The 14,773-nt window shown below is 69.7% G+C and carries 17 protein-coding genes; 15 read left to right on the plus strand and 2 right to left on the minus strand.

Translation table 11 applies throughout. The features are described 5' to 3' along the window. Positions 1 to 53 precede the first annotated feature (53 nt). From PHA84_RS12780 to PHA84_RS12790, 3 genes are read left to right on the plus strand one after another with little or no spacing between them, the layout of a single operon-like run. Positions 54 to 920: an L-threonylcarbamoyladenylate synthase gene (locus tag PHA84_RS12780; RefSeq protein ID WP_270888500.1), complete on the plus strand. Its 867-nt coding sequence runs from the start codon at positions 54 to 56 to the stop codon at positions 918 to 920. Next, on the plus strand, positions 910 to 2,190 hold the full coding sequence (glyA, locus tag PHA84_RS12785; protein WP_270888501.1) for a serine hydroxymethyltransferase: 1,281 nt from the start codon (positions 910 to 912) through the stop codon (positions 2,188 to 2,190). Before PHA84_RS12780 ends, glyA begins: the two co-directional genes overlap by 11 nt. Before the next feature lie 27 nt (positions 2,191 to 2,217). Further along, on the plus strand, positions 2,218 to 3,342 hold the full coding sequence (locus tag PHA84_RS12790) for a glycosyltransferase family 4 protein (RefSeq protein WP_270888502.1): 1,125 nt from the start codon (positions 2,218 to 2,220) through the stop codon (positions 3,340 to 3,342). A 5-nt stretch (positions 3,343 to 3,347) separates the two neighbouring features. On the opposite strand, the gene PHA84_RS12795 is transcribed toward PHA84_RS12790, so the two are convergent. Next, positions 3,348 to 3,971, minus strand: a complete 624-nt coding sequence (locus PHA84_RS12795) for a GNAT family N-acetyltransferase (RefSeq protein ID WP_270888503.1) — start codon at positions 3,969 to 3,971, stop codon at positions 3,348 to 3,350. 209 nt (positions 3,972 to 4,180) lie between these two features. Here PHA84_RS12795 and PHA84_RS12800 point away from each other — a divergent pair, with 209 nt between their 5' ends. The 11 genes from PHA84_RS12800 (at position 4,181) to PHA84_RS12850 (ending at position 12,697) form a co-directional block, all read left to right on the plus strand. Further along, complete coding sequence (locus PHA84_RS12800) at positions 4,181 to 4,633, plus strand: hypothetical protein (protein ID WP_270888504.1); 453 nt, start codon at positions 4,181 to 4,183, stop codon at positions 4,631 to 4,633. Between the two features lie 15 nt (positions 4,634 to 4,648). Then, on the plus strand, positions 4,649 to 4,906 hold the full coding sequence (locus tag PHA84_RS12805) for an AtpZ/AtpI family protein (RefSeq protein WP_270888505.1): 258 nt from the start codon (positions 4,649 to 4,651) through the stop codon (positions 4,904 to 4,906). Positions 4,907 to 5,009: 103 nt separating this feature from the next. Then, positions 5,010 to 5,822, plus strand: a complete 813-nt coding sequence (atpB, locus tag PHA84_RS12810; RefSeq protein ID WP_270888506.1) for a F0F1 ATP synthase subunit A — start codon at positions 5,010 to 5,012, stop codon at positions 5,820 to 5,822. Positions 5,823 to 5,946: 124 nt separating this feature from the next. Next, positions 5,947 to 6,153, plus strand: a complete 207-nt coding sequence (atpE, locus tag PHA84_RS12815) for an ATP synthase F0 subunit C (protein ID WP_270888507.1) — start codon at positions 5,947 to 5,949, stop codon at positions 6,151 to 6,153. A gap of 62 nt (positions 6,154 to 6,215) precedes the next feature. Continuing rightward, complete coding sequence (locus PHA84_RS12820; RefSeq protein ID WP_442952887.1) at positions 6,216 to 6,806, plus strand: F0F1 ATP synthase subunit B; 591 nt, start codon at positions 6,216 to 6,218, stop codon at positions 6,804 to 6,806. Next, complete coding sequence (locus tag PHA84_RS12825) at positions 6,806 to 7,618, plus strand: F0F1 ATP synthase subunit delta (protein ID WP_270888508.1); 813 nt, start codon at positions 6,806 to 6,808, stop codon at positions 7,616 to 7,618. Before PHA84_RS12820 ends, PHA84_RS12825 begins: the two co-directional genes overlap by 1 nt. 101 nt (positions 7,619 to 7,719) lie before the next feature. Further along, the gene (gene atpA / locus PHA84_RS12830; RefSeq protein ID WP_270888509.1) at positions 7,720 to 9,357 is read left to right on the plus strand and encodes a F0F1 ATP synthase subunit alpha; all 1,638 of its coding nucleotides are present in this window, start codon (positions 7,720 to 7,722) and stop codon (positions 9,355 to 9,357) included. Positions 9,358 to 9,480: 123 nt separating this feature from the next. Further along, positions 9,481 to 10,380 carry a F0F1 ATP synthase subunit gamma gene (locus PHA84_RS12835; RefSeq protein ID WP_270888510.1) on the plus strand — a complete coding sequence of 300 codons (900 nt, stop codon included), beginning with the start codon at positions 9,481 to 9,483 and terminating at the stop codon, positions 10,378 to 10,380. A gap of 18 nt (positions 10,381 to 10,398) precedes the next feature. Beyond that, entirely contained in the window at positions 10,399 to 11,856 is a 1,458-nt protein-coding gene (gene atpD / locus PHA84_RS12840; RefSeq protein ID WP_270888511.1) for a F0F1 ATP synthase subunit beta, read from the plus strand. A 126-nt stretch (positions 11,857 to 11,982) separates the two neighbouring features. After that, entirely contained in the window at positions 11,983 to 12,252 is a 270-nt protein-coding gene (locus tag PHA84_RS12845) for a F0F1 ATP synthase subunit epsilon (RefSeq protein ID WP_270888512.1), read from the plus strand. A gap of 16 nt (positions 12,253 to 12,268) precedes the next feature. After that, positions 12,269 to 12,697: a DUF2550 family protein gene (locus PHA84_RS12850; protein WP_270888513.1), complete on the plus strand. Its 429-nt coding sequence runs from the start codon at positions 12,269 to 12,271 to the stop codon at positions 12,695 to 12,697. Positions 12,698 to 12,756: 59 nt separating this feature from the next. Here PHA84_RS12850 and PHA84_RS12855 read toward each other — a convergent pair whose 3' ends face one another. Beyond that, positions 12,757 to 13,377, minus strand: coding sequence for a cob(I)yrinic acid a,c-diamide adenosyltransferase (locus tag PHA84_RS12855; protein ID WP_270888514.1), 621 nt, complete (start codon positions 13,375 to 13,377; stop codon positions 12,757 to 12,759). Between the two features lie 83 nt (positions 13,378 to 13,460). On the opposite strand from PHA84_RS12855, the gene murA reads away from it, so the two are divergent. Then, positions 13,461 to 14,762 carry a UDP-N-acetylglucosamine 1-carboxyvinyltransferase gene (murA, locus tag PHA84_RS12860; RefSeq protein ID WP_270888515.1) on the plus strand — a complete coding sequence of 434 codons (1,302 nt, stop codon included), beginning with the start codon at positions 13,461 to 13,463 and terminating at the stop codon, positions 14,760 to 14,762. The last annotated feature ends 11 nt before the right edge of the window (positions 14,763 to 14,773 follow it).

A 14,773-nucleotide genomic window follows, 5' to 3' on the forward strand; every position in this document is an offset into this window, starting at 1 on the left:
GGCGCCGCGGCCCGCCACGGGGCACCCGCCGGCCGAGCCCTAGGCTGGACCGCATGAGTCCGGTGTATGACTGCACGACCGAGGATGGCCGGGCGGAGGGCATCGCCAAGGCGGTGGAGGCCGTCCGAGAGGGCAGCGTCGTGGTGCTCCCCACCGACACGGTCTACGGCATCGGCGCCGACGCGTTCTCGCCGGAGGCCGTGGCGTCCGTACTGGCCGCCAAGGGTCGTGGGCGCGAGATGCCGCCCCCCGTGCTGGTGCCCAGCGTCCGTACCGTCGACGGCCTGGCGACCGAGGTCCCGTCCTGGGCGCGCGACCTCATCCGGGAGTTCTGGCCGGGACCTCTGACGCTCATCTTCAAGGCGCAGTCGTCCCTGATGTGGGACCTCGGCGACACCAACGGCACGGTCGCGGTCAGGATGCCGCAGGACGACATCGCGCTCGCACTGCTGAGCGAGGTGGGTCCGATGGCGGTGACCAGCGCGAACCTGACCGGTCAGCCGCCGGCGACCACGGTCACCGACGCCGCCGCGCAGCTGGGCGCCGCTGTCACCGTCTACCTCGACGGTGGCCCCGCTCGGGGGACCGACGTCTCCACCATCGTGGACTGCACGGGGACGAGCGCCACCATCCTGCGGCACGGGGCGATCAGCCAGGAACAGATCGACGCGGTGCTCGTTCCCGCGGTGGACGTCTCCGGCGCAGAGGCGGACGCAGGGGCGGACGCAGAGGCGGACGCAGAGCTGGACCCAGAGGCCGACACGGACACCGACACGGAGACCGACACGGAGACCGACACGGAGACCGACACGGAGAGCGACGCAGCAGGCGCCCCGGACGACGCTGCGCATGAGCCCATAGAGTTGGTGGGCGAACCCAACGCCGACAGCACGTCACCAGGAGAGACCCATGAGCGCTGACACTTTCTACGGCTCGGACTTCGGCGCCCTGGAGTCGTTCGACCCGGAGGTGGCGGGGGTCCTCGTCTCGGAGCTCGACCGCATCCGTAGCGGACTCCAGCTCATCGCGTCCGAGAACATGTCCAGCCCCGAGGTGCTCACCGCGCTCGGCTCCACCCTGTCCAACAAGTACGCCGAGGGATACCCCGGTCGCCGCTACTACGGCGGGTGCTCCGAGGTCGACAAGGCGGAGAACCTGGCCATCGAGCGGTGCAAGGCGCTCTTCGACGCCGACCACGCCAACGTCCAGCCGCACTCGGGCGCAAGCGCGAACCAGGCCGTGTACGGCGCCTTCATGCAGCCGGGTGACACCATCCTCGCGATGGCCCTGCCGATGGGTGGGCACCTCACCCACGGCACCAAGGTCTCCTTCTCCGGCAAGTGGTTCAACGCCGTGCACTACGGAGTGGACCGCCAGACGGAGGACATCGACTACGCGGAGGTCGAGCGGCTGGCGAAGGAGCATCACCCCAAGGTCATCCTCGCCGGCGGGTCGGCGATCCCGCGCCTCATCGACTTCGAGTTCTTCCGCCGGCTCGCCGACGAGATCGGTGCCATCTTCTGGGTCGACGCCGCCCACTTCATCGGACTGGTGGCGGGGAAGGCGATCCCGAGCCCCGTGCCCTATGCCGACGTGGTGACGTTCACGACCCACAAGGTCCTGCGCGGCCCGCGCTCTGGCGCGCTGGTCTGCAAGGAGGAGCACGCCGCCAAGCTGGACAAGGCGGTCTTCCCGATGATGCAGGGTGGTCCGCAGATGCACACCATCGCCGCCAAGGCCGTGAACTTCAAGGAGTGCGCGACGCCGGAGTACGCCCAGTACGCCAGGCAGGTCATCGAGAACGCCTCTGTGCTGGCGACCTCGCTGGGGGAGAAGGGGATCCGCCCCACGACCGGTGGCACGGACACCCACCTGTCGCTCCACGACCTGCAGGGGGTCGAGGTGACCGGCGCCGAGGCGGAGGCCAGGGCCGACGCCGCCGGGATCGTGTTGAACAAGAACGCCATCCCGTTCGACCCCCAGCGTCCCAACATCGCCAGCGGGATCCGTGTCGGGACTCCGTGCGTCACCACCCAGGGCATGGGCACGGACGAGATGCGCCAGATCGCCGAGCTGATCTCCACTGCCGTCACGAAGGGTGACGCGGACCCCGACCACCCCGTGTCCAAGGAGGTGCGGGCCGGCGTGACCGACCTCGTCACCCGCTTCCCGGCATACGCTCGGGGCTAAGCCCACCACTCACCGAGAGGTGCCTGAGTGCGCGAGTACCTCCTCGTCCTGATGGTCGCCGCGGTCATCACGTACGCCACGACGCCCCTCATGCGAGCGGTCGCGGTGCGTACCGGCGCCTTCACCCCGGTTCGTGACCGTGACGTCCACTCCACCCCCATCCCGAGGCTGGGGGGCGTGGCGATCTTCTTCGGCTTCGCGGCCTCCATGGTGGCGGCCAGCCACCTCCCCTTCCTCGGGCAGGTCTTCAGGCTGGGCACCGAGCTTCAGGGCGTGTTGTGGGGCGCGGGGATCGTCTGCCTGCTCGGCGCGATCGACGACATCCACGAGCTCGACTGGCTCACCAAGATGGGCGGCCAGATGATCGCCGCCGGGATCATGGCGTTCAGCGGGGTCCAGCTCTTCCAGCTGCCCATCGGTGGGGTCACCGTGCTGCCTGCGCCCATCATGGTCGGGCTCACGGTGCTCACCGTCGTGGTCAGCACCAACGCGGTGAACTTCATCGACGGGCTCGACGGTCTGGCGGCCGGCGTGGTCTGTATCGCGGCGACGTCCTTCTTCGTCTACAGCTACTTCATCTCGCGCACCTACGACCCGCCGAACGTGTTCTCCTCCGCGACCTTCATCTCCGCGGCGCTGATCGGGTGCTGCCTTGGCTTCCTGCCGCACAACTACTACCCCGCTCGGTTGTTCATGGGGGACTCCGGCGCCCTCCTGCTCGGGCTGCTGCTGGCCGCCGCCACGATCTCGACGACGGGGAACGTGTCGCCGTCGCAGGTCAGCACCAACCCGCTCGCCGCCACCCTGCTGCCCCTCGTGGTGCCGGCCGCCATCATCCTGCTGCCACTGCTCGACGTGCTGCTGGCGGTGGTCCGGCGCACCCGCCACGGGCAACGGCCGTGGCAGCCGGACGCGCAGCACCTGCACCACCGGATGCTGAGGATCGGCCACGGGCATCGCCGTGCCGTGCTGCTGCTGTGGATGTGGGCGGCGGTCGCAGCCCTGGGGTCGGTCAGCTTCGTGTTCGTCGACGGCTGGGGTGCGCTGGCAGCTGTCACCGCCGCGATCGCGGTCGTGGCGGTCCTGACCATCTGGCTGCCTCGCTGGGCGCCGGCGCGCGCCCCGCTGCCACCGTTGCGGAAGACCGGCTGAGCTGCTCAGGGTGCCAGCGGCGACAGTCGGCGCTCCAGGCCGACGCGGACCGGCGGCCACTCCTGCCGCAGGACGCTGAAGACCACGGTGTCGCGGAAGGTGCCGTCCGCCCGGCGTGTATGGCGACGAAGGACCCCTTCCTCGGTGGCGCCCAGCTTCGCGATGGCGGCCCTCGACCGCGCGTTCACCGCGTCCGTCTGGATCTTCACCCGTCCGAACCCACAGTCGAAGGCATGCCCGAGCAGGAGCAGCTTGCACTCAGGGTTCACGACGGTGCCCCACCACCGTGAGCCGTACAGCGTCCAGCCGAGGTGGATCCGCTCGTTGGTCACGTCGACATCGCCCAAGGACGTGGTTCCCACGATCGTCCCGACAGGGCCGAGGCCGCCCTCTCCGGTGAGCCGAACGGTGTAGGCCAGGCGTCCGGACGCGCGGTCGGCGACGTCGCGGAGGACGAGGTCCCGGGTACCCGCGAGATCGGCCGGCGGGGGCCGCATGACGAACCCTTGGCTGTAGACCTGCGGGTCGCTGTAGACGGAGTGCAGCCCCTCCGCGTCCTCGGAAGTCACCGGGTCCAGCCGGACATACGTGCCAACCAGAGGCTCGCCGGTCGGAGGAGTCGCCACCATATCGGCACCCTAGCCAGCCGACCATCCGGCGGACCACGACCTCCGGCCGGCGGGCGACGGTGCTGGGCGATCCGCGCTCAGCGACGGTGCGCACCTCGGCTGACGTCACGCGGGGCGCTTGTGATACCTTTCACAAGCGCCCGTATGGGGCGCAGACCACCCGTTCGCCAGGCATCCGCAGCCCCGACGAAACAGGCAGGCCAGAAGCGATGGACGCAACGCCGTACCGCGAACGCGACCCGTTCGCGGTCATGCTGCGCGGCGCGTTCCTGCCGACCTTGGCGGTCGGCCCCGTCGCGGTCGTGGTCGGCGCGCTCCTGCGCGGTGGCCGGGGTGCCCTCGGCGCCCTGCTGGGGTTCGCGGTCGCCGTGCTGTTCTTCGCCCTCGGACTCTGGGTCATGCGCCGCCTCAAGAGCGCCGAGGACCCGCTGCGGTTCCTCGCGAGCGCCTTGGCGGTGTTCATGGGACAGCTACTGTTCCTCCTCGTTGTGATCATCGCGCTGCAGCGCGCGCAGTGGCTCGATGGCACGGCGTTCGGCGTATCGGTGCTCGCAGTGGCGCTGGTGTGGCAGGTGTTCCAGGTGGTCGCCTTCGTCCGTTCCCGTCGACTTGCTTTCGACGCGCCCGCGGAAAGCGGGCAGGATGGGGGATCGCCCGCATGACCACAGGAGCTCAGCGTGACGACACTGCCCCCGCCCTCCTCCCCGGAGCGCCGACAGACGCCCTTGGAGCAGTCCGACGCAGGCCATCAGCGCCTCGACGAGGCGCGCATGTGGAACGTCGTGTCGTACCTCATCACCGGGCCCGCGTTCTTCGGTGGGATCGGGTGGGCGCTGGACCACTGGCTGGGCACATCGTGGCTGGTCGTGGTGGGAATCCTCGGCGGGATGGCCCTGTCGCTGTACCTCGTGTGGTTCCGGTACGGTACGCAGTGACTTCGGCAGACCTGTTGCCTGCTGGGTATGCCGCGTGCGGGCAGGGCCACGAGGCCCCCCGCTTCCTGTGCGAAGTGCTGAACGCGAAGCTCGAGGAGAACCTGTGAGTCTGAACATGCTGGGTGTGACCAACCTGGCGGCCGCTGGTGGCGATGGCGAGGGCTTCAAGGCGCCCGAGCCCGGCGAGTTCTACCAGCCGCTGGTCGGACATGGCGACTGGGCCATCACCCGGCCGATGGTCGTTCTCGCCATCTCGGTCGCACTCATCGCCTGGTTCCTCGTGGCGACCACGAGGAGGGCCGCGGTGGTCCCTGGCAAGGGCCAGTGGGTCACCGAGGGCGCCTACAACTTCGTCCGCAACGGCGTCGCCCGCGACATCATCGGCAGCCACGACTTCCTCAAGTTCGTCCCGCTGCTGTTCAGCATGTTCATGCTCATCCTCGTCAACAACCTGTTCGGCATCATCCCCCCGGTCCAGTACCCCACGATGAGCCGCATCGGGTTCCCGATCGCGTTGACCCTGCTCGTCTTCCTGATCTACCACGCGGTCGGCATCCGCAAGAACGGGCTCGGGGGCCACCTCAAGCACATGATCCCGCCGGGCCTGCCCAAGGGGATCTACGTCCTCATCATCCCGCTGGAGCTGTTGACCTACTTCGTCACCCGCCCGCTCACCCTCGCGCTGCGACTCTTCGGCAACATGTTCGCGGGCCACATGCTGCTGCTCCTCTTCATCACCGGTGGCGAGTACATGGTCATCCACGGCGGCCTCGGGCTGAAGCTCGCCGGCGTCGGCTCCTTCGGCATGGCCCTCATCCTCACCGCGTTCGAGGGGCTGATCGAGTTCCTGCAGGCCTACATCTTCACGCTGCTCGCCGCGACGTACATCGCCGGCTCGCTGGCCGACGAGCACTGACAACGTCCGGGCCCGCCCGTCGGGAGCCGGTGCACGACCGCTGGACCACAACTGAATACGACCACTCGCACTCACCGGCGGCGACGGGCCGTACGGATCACGAAGAAACGAAAGAGGACCACCCATGCAAGGCAACATCGCCATCCTCGGCTACGGCCTGTCTGCGATCGGCCCCGGTGTCGGCATCGGCCTGATCTTCGCCGCGTACATCAACGGTGTGGCCCGTCAACCGGAAGCGCGCGGCGTCCTGCAGGGCATCGCCATCCTCGGGTTCGCCCTCGCCGAGGCGCTTGCCATCTTCGGTCTGGTGCTCGCGTTCGTCTTCCGGTAAACCGGCGGACCATCAGCCCAACCCCAGGCACCAGAGCAGCACCACAGCACTAGGAGAACCCCGTGCAGCACTACACCGGCATCGCGCACGTGGTGACCGCCGCAGCCGCGGACACCACCGGCGAACGCCTGCCGATCCTGCCCCTCTGGGGTGAGCTGATCTTCGGCATCATCGCGTTCGGCGTCCTCTACTGGGTCGTGGCCACGAAGGTCGTGCCGAACCTCGAGAAGGCGTATGCGGAGCGGACCGCCGCGATCGAGGGTGGTATGCAGCAGGCCGAAGAGGCCCAGCAGCAGGCGCAGGCCGCGCTCGAGCAGTACCAGGCACAGCTCACCGAGGCTCGGGCCGAGGCTGCGCGGATCCGCGAGGAGGCGCGTGAGCAGGGCGCCGCGATCGTGGCCGAGATGCGTGGTCTCGCCCAGGCCGAGGCGGCACGCATCACGGAGGCCGCCCACAAGCAGATCGAGGCCGAGCGCCAGCAGGCCGTCGTCTCGCTGCGCTCGGAGGTCGGGCGCCTGTCCACGGACCTCGCGAGCCGGATCGTGGGTGAGTCGCTGCACGAGGAGACCCGCCAGAACGGCATCGTCGACCGGTTCCTCGCCGAGCTCGAGGCCGGCGAGATCCAGCCGGAGAAGGTCGGGGAGGACGTCTGATGCGTGGTTCGTCGCGGGCGGCCGCAGCAGTGGGGAGCAAGGCCCTCGAGGCCGCCCTCGCCGGCGGTGCGGACCGTTCCGGCCTCGGCGAGGAGCTCCTCGCCGTGGCGGCCCTGGTCGACGGCAACGCCACGCTCCGGCGGGCGCTCGCGGACCCCTCACGGGAGGGCGAAACCAAGCGCCAGCTGGTGAGCCGGCTCCTGGGTGGCAAGGTGTCGGCCGGTGCGGTGGAGCTGCTGCGCGAGCTCGTCGGACAGCGCTGGGCGAGCGAGCGCGACCTGTCGGACACGGTCGAGGTGCTGGGCGTCGACTCGATCCTCGCGGCGGCGGAGCAGGCGGGCCAGCTCGACCGGGTCGAGGACGAGCTCTTCCGGTTCGAACGGATCGTGGCCGGCAACCCGGCCCTGCGGGACGCCTTGACCAACCGGCAGGGTGACGCAGGGGCCAAGGCGGACCTGGTGCGCCGGCTGTTGGAGGGAAAGACGACCGCGGAGACCCTGCGGCTGGCCCGCCAGGCCGTGCTCGCCCCGCGCGGACGGAAGCTCGACCGCACGCTGGAGCTGTACCTCTCGCTGGCGGCGAAGCGTCGCGAGCAGGTCACCGCCGTCGTCACGGCGGCCCACGACCTGGACGACACCCAGCGACAGCGCCTCGCCGCGGTGCTGCGCACGATCTACGGTCGGCCGGTCCTGCTCCAGGTCGTCATCGACGAGCACGTGATCGGCGGCGTCCGGGTGCAGGTGGGCGACGAGGTCGTCGACGGCACCGTGCTGCGCCGGCTCGACGAGGCCCGCAGGCACATCGCCGGCTGAGAACCCGCCGACGTCCGCGGCGGCATACGGTGAACAACTGAAGAGCTTTGCACCACTGAGACTTTCGCCCCACCAGGGACGACAACCGAGGAGAAGATGACATGACGGAGCTTTCGATCCGTCCGGAGGAGATCCGGGACGCACTGGACGACTTCGTGCAGTCCTACGAGCCCGGGGCGGCCGCCCGCGAAGAGGTCGGCCGCGTCACCGACGCCGGCGACGGCATCGCCCACGTCGAGGGCCTCCCGTCAGCCATGACGAACGAGCTGCTCCAGTTCGAGGACGGCACCCTGGGCCTCGCCCTCAACCTCGACGTGCACGAGATCGGTGTCGTCATCCTCGGTGACTTCGCGGGGATCGAGGAGGGCCAGGAGGTGAAGCGCACCGGCGAGGTGCTCTCCGTCCCGGTGGGCGACGAGTTCCTGGGCCGCGTGGTCAACCCGCTGGGCCAGGCGATCGACGGGCTCGGCGAGATCCGGACCTCGCAGCGCCGTGCCCTCGAGCTGCAGGCGCCGACCGTCGTCCAGCGCAAGTCGGTCCACGAGCCGCTGCAGACCGGCCTGAAGGCGGTCGACGCCATGACGCCGATCGGCCGCGGCCAGCGCCAGCTGATCATCGGCGACCGCCAGACCGGCAAGTCCGCCGTGGCCGTGGACACGATCATCAACCAGAAGCAGAACTGGGCGACCGGCGACCCGACCCAGCAGGTGCGCTGCATCTACGTGGCCATCGGACAGAAGGGCTCCACCATCGCGGCCATCCGCGGCACGCTGGAGGAGGCCGGGGCGCTCGAGTACACCACGATCGTCGCCGCTCCCGCGTCGGACTCCGCGGGCTTCAAGTACCTGGCGCCGTACACCGGCTCGGCCATCGGCCAGCACTGGATGTACGACGGCAAGCACGTCCTCATCGTGTTCGACGACCTGTCCAAGCAGGCCGAGGCCTACCGCGCCGTGTCGCTGCTGCTGCGCCGCCCGCCGGGTCGTGAGGCCTACCCGGGCGACGTCTTCTACCTGCACAGCCGCCTCCTCGAGCGCTGCGCCAAGCTGTCCGACGACCTCGGCGCGGGCTCGATGACCGGGCTGCCCCTGATCGAGACGAAGGCCGGCGACGTCTCGGCGTACATCCCGACGAACGTCATCTCCATCACGGACGGCCAGATCTACCTCCAGGCCGACCTGTTCAACGCCAACGTCCGCCCGGCGATCGACGTGGGTGTCTCCGTGTCCCGCGTCGGTGGCGCGGCGCAGATCAAGGCCATGAAGGACGTCTCAGGACGCCTCAAGCTCGACCTGGCCCAGTTCCGTGCGATGGAGGCGTTCGCCATGTTCGCCTCCGACCTCGACCCGGCCTCACGGGCGCAGCTCGCCAAGGGCGCCCGGCTCGTCGAGCTGCTCAAGCAGCGGCAGGCCAACCCGTACCCGGTCGAGGAGCAGGTCGTCTCCATCTGGGCGGGCACCACCGGCCAGCTGGACTCGGTCGCCGTCGAGGACGTCTCCCGGTTCGAGACCGAGTTCCTGGACTACCTGCGCCGCGAGAAGTCGGGCCTGCTGGCCGCCATCCGCGAGTCGAAGAAGTTCGAGGACGAGACGCGCGCCGGGCTCGAGGAGGCCGTCACGGCGTTCAAGCAGCAGTTCCAGGCGTCCGGCTCCGAGTCGATCCCGGTCGGGCACGAGGCCGATCCCGAGGCGCTGGGCCACGACGTCGAGCAGGAGAAGATCGTCAAGCAGAAGCACTGAGCACGCGCCGGGCGCTCACGGAAGGAGCGCCCGGCGGCTCCGTCGCCCGGCGGCTCCACCGCCCACGGCACACCGATCCCGCGGCCCGGCCGCGACGCAACGAGACGAGAGAGGCGGAAACATATGGGAGCGCAGATGCGGGTCTACCGTCAGCGCATCCGGTCCGTCCAGGCGACCAAGAAGATCACGCGCGCCATGGAGCTGATCGCGGCTTCGCGTGTGGTCAAGGCCCAGCAGCGGGTGAAGGAGTCCTCGCCGTACGCCCGTGCGCTCACCCGTGCCGTGTCGGCGGTGGCGACGTACTCCAACGTCGAGCACCCCCTGACCACCGAGCACGACGACGTGCGACGGGCCGCGGTCCTGGTCATCACCTCCGACCGTGGCCTCGCAGGCGCCTACAGCTCGTCGGTGATCAAGGAGTCCGAGCGGCTGGTGGGCGAGCTTCGAGCCGCGGGCAAGGAGGTCGTGCCCTACCTGGTGGGACGCAAGGCAGTGGGGTTCTACCGCTTCCGGAAGCGCGAGTTCGCCGCGGAGTGGAGCGGCTTCACCGACCAGCCGAACTTCGAGGCGGCCCGCGAGATCGGCAGCAGGCTCGTCGAGGACTTCACGCGTGACCAGTCCGAGGGCGGCGTCGACGAGGTGCACATCGTGTTCACGCGCTTCGTCAACATGGTGACCCAGGAGCCGGACGTCGTCCGCATGCTTCCCCTCGAGGTCGTCGAGGGCGAGGAGGCGCCGGCGGAGGACGACGTCCTGCCGCTCTACGAGTTCGAGCCCAGCGCCGAGCAGGTTCTGGACGCACTGCTGCCGAAGTACGTCACCGCCCGCATCTACAACTGTCTCCTGCAGGCCGCGGCCTCCGAGCTCGCCTCGCGCCAGCGGGCGATGAAGTCGGCCACGGACAACGCCGAAGAGCTCATCAAGAAGTACACCCGGTTGGCCAACCAGGCCCGCCAGGCCGAGATCACCCAAGAGATCAGCGAGATCGTGGGCGGCGCAAGCGCCCTCGCCGACGCCAGCTGAGAAGGTAGAGAGAGACCAATGACTGCCACTGTGACCGAAGAGAACAGGACCATCACGCCTGGTGGCGTGGGCCGCGTCTCACGCATCATCGGCCCGGTCGTCGACGTGGAGTTCCCCGCCGACGCCATGCCGGAGCAGTACAACCTGCTCACCACGACTGTCGAGCTCTCCGGCGAGACCAAGAACCTCAACCTCGAGGTCGCCCAGCACATCGGCGACAACATGGTCCGCGCCATCTCGCTGCAGCCGACCGACGGGCTTGTCCGTGGCACGCAGGTACAGGACAGCGGCGGCCCGATCACCGTCCCGGTCGGCGACCAGACGCTCGGAAAGGTGTTCAACACCACCGGCGACGTCATGAACCTAGCGGAGGGCGAGCGGTTCGAGGCCAAGGAGCGCTGGGGGATCCACCGCAAGGCCCCGGCCTTCGACCAGCTCGAGTCCAAGACGCAGATGTTCGAGACGGGCATCAAGGTCATCGACCTGCTGACCCCGTACGTGCAGGGTGGCAAGATCGGCCTCTTCGGTGGTGCGGGCGTCGGCAAGACGGTGCTCATCCAGGAGATGATCGCCCGGGTCGCCCGTGACCACGGTGGTGTGTCGGTGTTCGCCGGAGTGGGCGAGCGGACCCGTGAGGGCAACGACCTCATGGTGGAGATGGAGGAGGCCGGCGTGCTGGGCCAGACGGCCCTCGTCTTCGGCCAGATGGACGAGCCGCCGGGCACGCGCCTGCGCGTCGCGCTCTCGGCGCTCACCATGGCGGAGTACTTCCGCGACGTGCAGAAGCAGGACGTGCTGCTGTTCATCGACAACATCTTCCGCTTCACCCAGGCCGGCTCCGAGGTGTCCACGCTGCTCGGCCGTATGCCGTCCGCGGTGGGCTACCAGCCGACCCTGGCTGACGAGATGGGCGTCCTGCAGGAGCGCATCACCTCCACGCGCGGTCACTCCATCACCTCGATGCAGGCGATCTACGTCCCGGCCGACGACTACACCGACCCCGCGCCGGCCACCACGTTCGCCCACCTCGACGCGACGACGGAGCTCTCCCGTGAGATCGCCTCGCTGGGTATCTACCCGGCCGTCGACCCGCTCGCGTCGACGTCACGCATCCTGGACCGCCGCTACATCTCGGAGGAGCACTACTCCACCGCGGTGCGCGTCAAGCAGATCCTGCAGCGCAACAAGGAGCTCCAGGACATCATCGCCATCCTCGGTATCGACGAGCTCTCGGAGGAGGACAAGATCCTCGTCAACCGCGCCCGTCGTATTCAGCGGTTCCTATCGCAGAACACCTATGTCGCCAAGCAGTTCACCGGCATCGAGGGCTCGACGGTCGCGCTGGTGGACACGATCGAGGCGTTCACGAAGATCGCGGACGGCGAGTACGACCACGTTCCCGAGCAGGCCTTCTACATGTGCGGTGGGCTCGACGACGTGGAGCGCCAGGCCGCCGAGATCGAGAAGAACCTCTGACGGTCTGCACCGACGACGTATGTCCGTGGGGCCGGCCAGCTGGCTGGCCCCACGGCGCACCGCGAGCCTGATGGCCGGCGACCGGTGACTAGACTCCGAACGAACGCATGACAGGTGGAGGACACCGTGAGCAGCTTGGCAGTCGAACTCGTCGCCGCCGACCGCAAGGTCTGGGAGGGCGAGGCCGACATGGTGGTGGCACGGACCGTGGACGGCGAGCTCGGCATCCTGCCCGGCCACACCCCACTGCTCGGCGTCCTGGTCGAGGGCCAGATCCGGATCAAGGCCGGTGACGGGACCCACACCGCCACGGTCGACGGGGGTTTCCTGTCCGTCGACCGGGACAAGGTCATCATCGTCGCCGAGGCGGTAGACGCCTCGCAGATCCCGGCCTAGCCCGGTAGGGGGGAGCATGTCGCTCGTCGTCTCCGCGGAGGTGGTCGCCGGCGCGCTCGTCCTGCTCGCAGTCGCAACGCTGGCATACATCTTCGTCCGTCGACGGCTGCTGTCCTCGGGCGCGCCCCTGATGCTGTGCGCGCTCCAGGCCCACGGACGGTCCCAGTACCGCCTGGGCCTGCTGCGCTTCAGCGGGAGCACCCTGGAGTGGTTCACCCTGGTGGGGCCGTCGCCCCGTGCGGCTCGGACCTGGGAGCGTCCACGCCTGGAGCTGGGGCCGCCCGAGACGCCGCCGGCACCCATCTCAGGGCTGCCCGAGGCCGTCACGGTCGAGTGCCGGTACGACCCGGACACGTTCGCCCTCGCCCTGGCCCCCGCCGCGTACACGGCCATGCGGAGCTGGCTGGAGAGCTCGCCGCCGGGGTTCAACGTCAACGTCGCCTGACCTCCGCCACCTGGGCGGCTCCGCGAACCTCCGCCGCTTCCGTGCCCGGCTGACCCGCGCTACCTCGGTGGCTCGGCCCGGCCGCCGCCCGGCTGCCAGAGGACGTCACCTCCGATCGGCAGGTTCGCGACCCGAGCCAGCACGAAGAGCAGGTCCGAGAGGCGGTTGAGGTACTTCGCGGTCAGGACGTTCACTCCGCCCTCGCCCCTGGTACCGGTGCCCGGAGTGTCGCCGTAGGCCGCGATGGCGGCCCACGCCTGGCGCTCGGCCCTGCGAACCACCGTCGTGGCCACATGGAGGTACGCGGAGCCCACGGTCCCGCCGGGGAGGATGAAGGACCGCAGCTTCTCCACCCGCTCCAGGTACCGGTCGCAGTCGGCCTCCAGCTCCTCGATCCAGGCCCCCTCGACGCGGAGCGGGGGATACTCGTAGGACGGTTGTAGCGGCGTGCACAGGTCCGCGCCGACGTCGAACAGGTCGTTCTGGACACGCAGCAGGGTCGCCCGCACGTCGTCAGCGAGCTCCCCGGCAGCGAGGGCGACGCCGATGGCGGCGTTGGCCTCGTTGACGTCGGCATACGCCAGCAGTCGCACGTCGGTCTTGCTGGTCCGGCTCAGGTCTCCCAGATGGGTGCTGCCGTCGTCGCCCGTGCGGGTGTAGATGCGCGTGAGGTTGACCATGGCGCCAGCCTGACAGACGCGCGGCACCCGCCGGCAGTCCGGGCTCGCACAAGGCTCCTAGGAGGCTCCCATAGGGTGGGTCGGTGGCAGAACGGTTCCGGATCGTCGGAGGCACCCCGCTGCGCGGCGAGGTGCTCATCTGGGGCGCGAAGAACAGCGCGCTGAAGCTGATGGCCGCGGCCCTGCTCGCGGTCGGCCGGACGCGGCTGAGCAACGTGCCGGCCATCCTGGACGTGACCATCATGGCGGAGCTGCTCCGCCGGCTCGGCTGCGTGGTCGAGTACGACGCCGCGGCGGGTGTCGTCGAGATCGACGTCCCGGACCAGATCGGGCACCGGGCGGACTACGACCTCGTCCGAGCACTGCGGGCCTCCACCGCCGTACTGGGGCCGCTCGTGGCGCGATGTGGTGCCGCCGACGTCGCTGTCCCGGGAGGCGACGCGATCGGCTCGCGTGGCCTTGACCTGCACGCGGCCGGGCTGGAGGCGCTGGGGGCGAGCGTGCGGGTCACCCACGGCTTCCTCGTCGCCGAAGCGCCCCGCGGTCTGGACGGCGCCGAGATCCGGCTGGAGTTCCCGAGCGTAGGAGCCACGGAGAACGTCCTCACTGCCGCGGTGCTGGCGCGGGGCACCACCCGTCTGGAGAATGCCGCCCGCGAGCCCGAGATCGTCGACCTTGCCGCGATGCTCGTCTCGATGGGCGCAGGGATCGACGGTGCGGGCACCTCCACGGTGGAGATCCACGGGGTCGGCGCGCTGTCGCCCACGGAGCACGCCGTGGTTCCCGACCGCATCGCCGCGGGAACCTGGGCGTTCGCAGCAGCGGCGACGCGCGGCGACGTGGAGGTCGTCGGCGCCCGGAGCGGGCACCTGACGGCCGCCCTGGAGCTCGTGGAAGCCAGCGGCGCCGTGGTGCGCGGGACCGAGCGGGGCTTCCGCGTCGACTCCGGGGGCCGGCGGCCGCGGTCCTTCGACGTGGCGACGCTGCCCTACCCCGGGTTCCCCACGGACCTGCAGCCCTTCGCGCTGGCCTGCAACGCCGTGGCGGAGGGCTCGGCGATGATCACCGAGAACCTGTTCGAGGCGCGGTTCCGCACCGTCCAGGAGCTGAACCGCCTGGGGGCCGAGACCCGGATCGACGGGCATCACGTGATGGTCCACGGCGTGGAGCGGCTCTCCGGCGCGCCGGTCGAGGCAAGCGACATCCGAGCAGGAGCAGCGCTCGTCATCGCGGGTCTGGTGGCCGCCGGCGTGACGACGGTCAGCGGCGCCCACCACGTCGACCGTGGGTACGCCGGCTTCGCGGAGGCCCTGCAGGCTCTCGGCGCCGACGTGACACGAGAGGCCGACGACGATCCCTTTGGCGTGGCCTTTACCAGATCTTGATCTGACCATCG

Origin of the sequence: Pedococcus sp. 5OH_020 (genome assembly GCF_027812955.1) — a bacterium.
Lineage (GTDB): Bacteria > Actinomycetota > Actinomycetes > Actinomycetales > Dermatophilaceae > Pedococcus.

Coding starts and splice junctions, on each gene's coding strand:
- PHA84_RS12850 (WP_270888513.1), top strand. CDS start 12,269: ATGTCGCTCGTCGTCTCCGCGGAGGTGGTCGCCGGCGCGCTCGTCCTG.
- PHA84_RS12825 (WP_270888508.1), top strand. CDS start 6,806: ATGCGTGGTTCGTCGCGGGCGGCCGCAGCAGTGGGGAGCAAGGCCCTC.
- PHA84_RS12855 (WP_270888514.1), bottom strand. CDS start 13,377: ATGGTCAACCTCACGCGCATCTACACCCGCACGGGCGACGACGGCAGC.
- atpD (WP_270888511.1), top strand. CDS start 10,399: ATGACTGCCACTGTGACCGAAGAGAACAGGACCATCACGCCTGGTGGC.
- PHA84_RS12835 (WP_270888510.1), top strand. CDS start 9,481: ATGGGAGCGCAGATGCGGGTCTACCGTCAGCGCATCCGGTCCGTCCAG.
- atpE (WP_270888507.1), top strand. CDS start 5,947: ATGCAAGGCAACATCGCCATCCTCGGCTACGGCCTGTCTGCGATCGGC.
- atpA (WP_270888509.1), top strand. CDS start 7,720: ATGACGGAGCTTTCGATCCGTCCGGAGGAGATCCGGGACGCACTGGAC.
- PHA84_RS12795 (WP_270888503.1), bottom strand. CDS start 3,971: ATGGTGGCGACTCCTCCGACCGGCGAGCCTCTGGTTGGCACGTATGTC.
- PHA84_RS12780 (WP_270888500.1), top strand. CDS start 54: ATGAGTCCGGTGTATGACTGCACGACCGAGGATGGCCGGGCGGAGGGC.
- PHA84_RS12800 (WP_270888504.1), top strand. CDS start 4,181: ATGGACGCAACGCCGTACCGCGAACGCGACCCGTTCGCGGTCATGCTG.
- glyA (WP_270888501.1), top strand. CDS start 910: ATGAGCGCTGACACTTTCTACGGCTCGGACTTCGGCGCCCTGGAGTCG.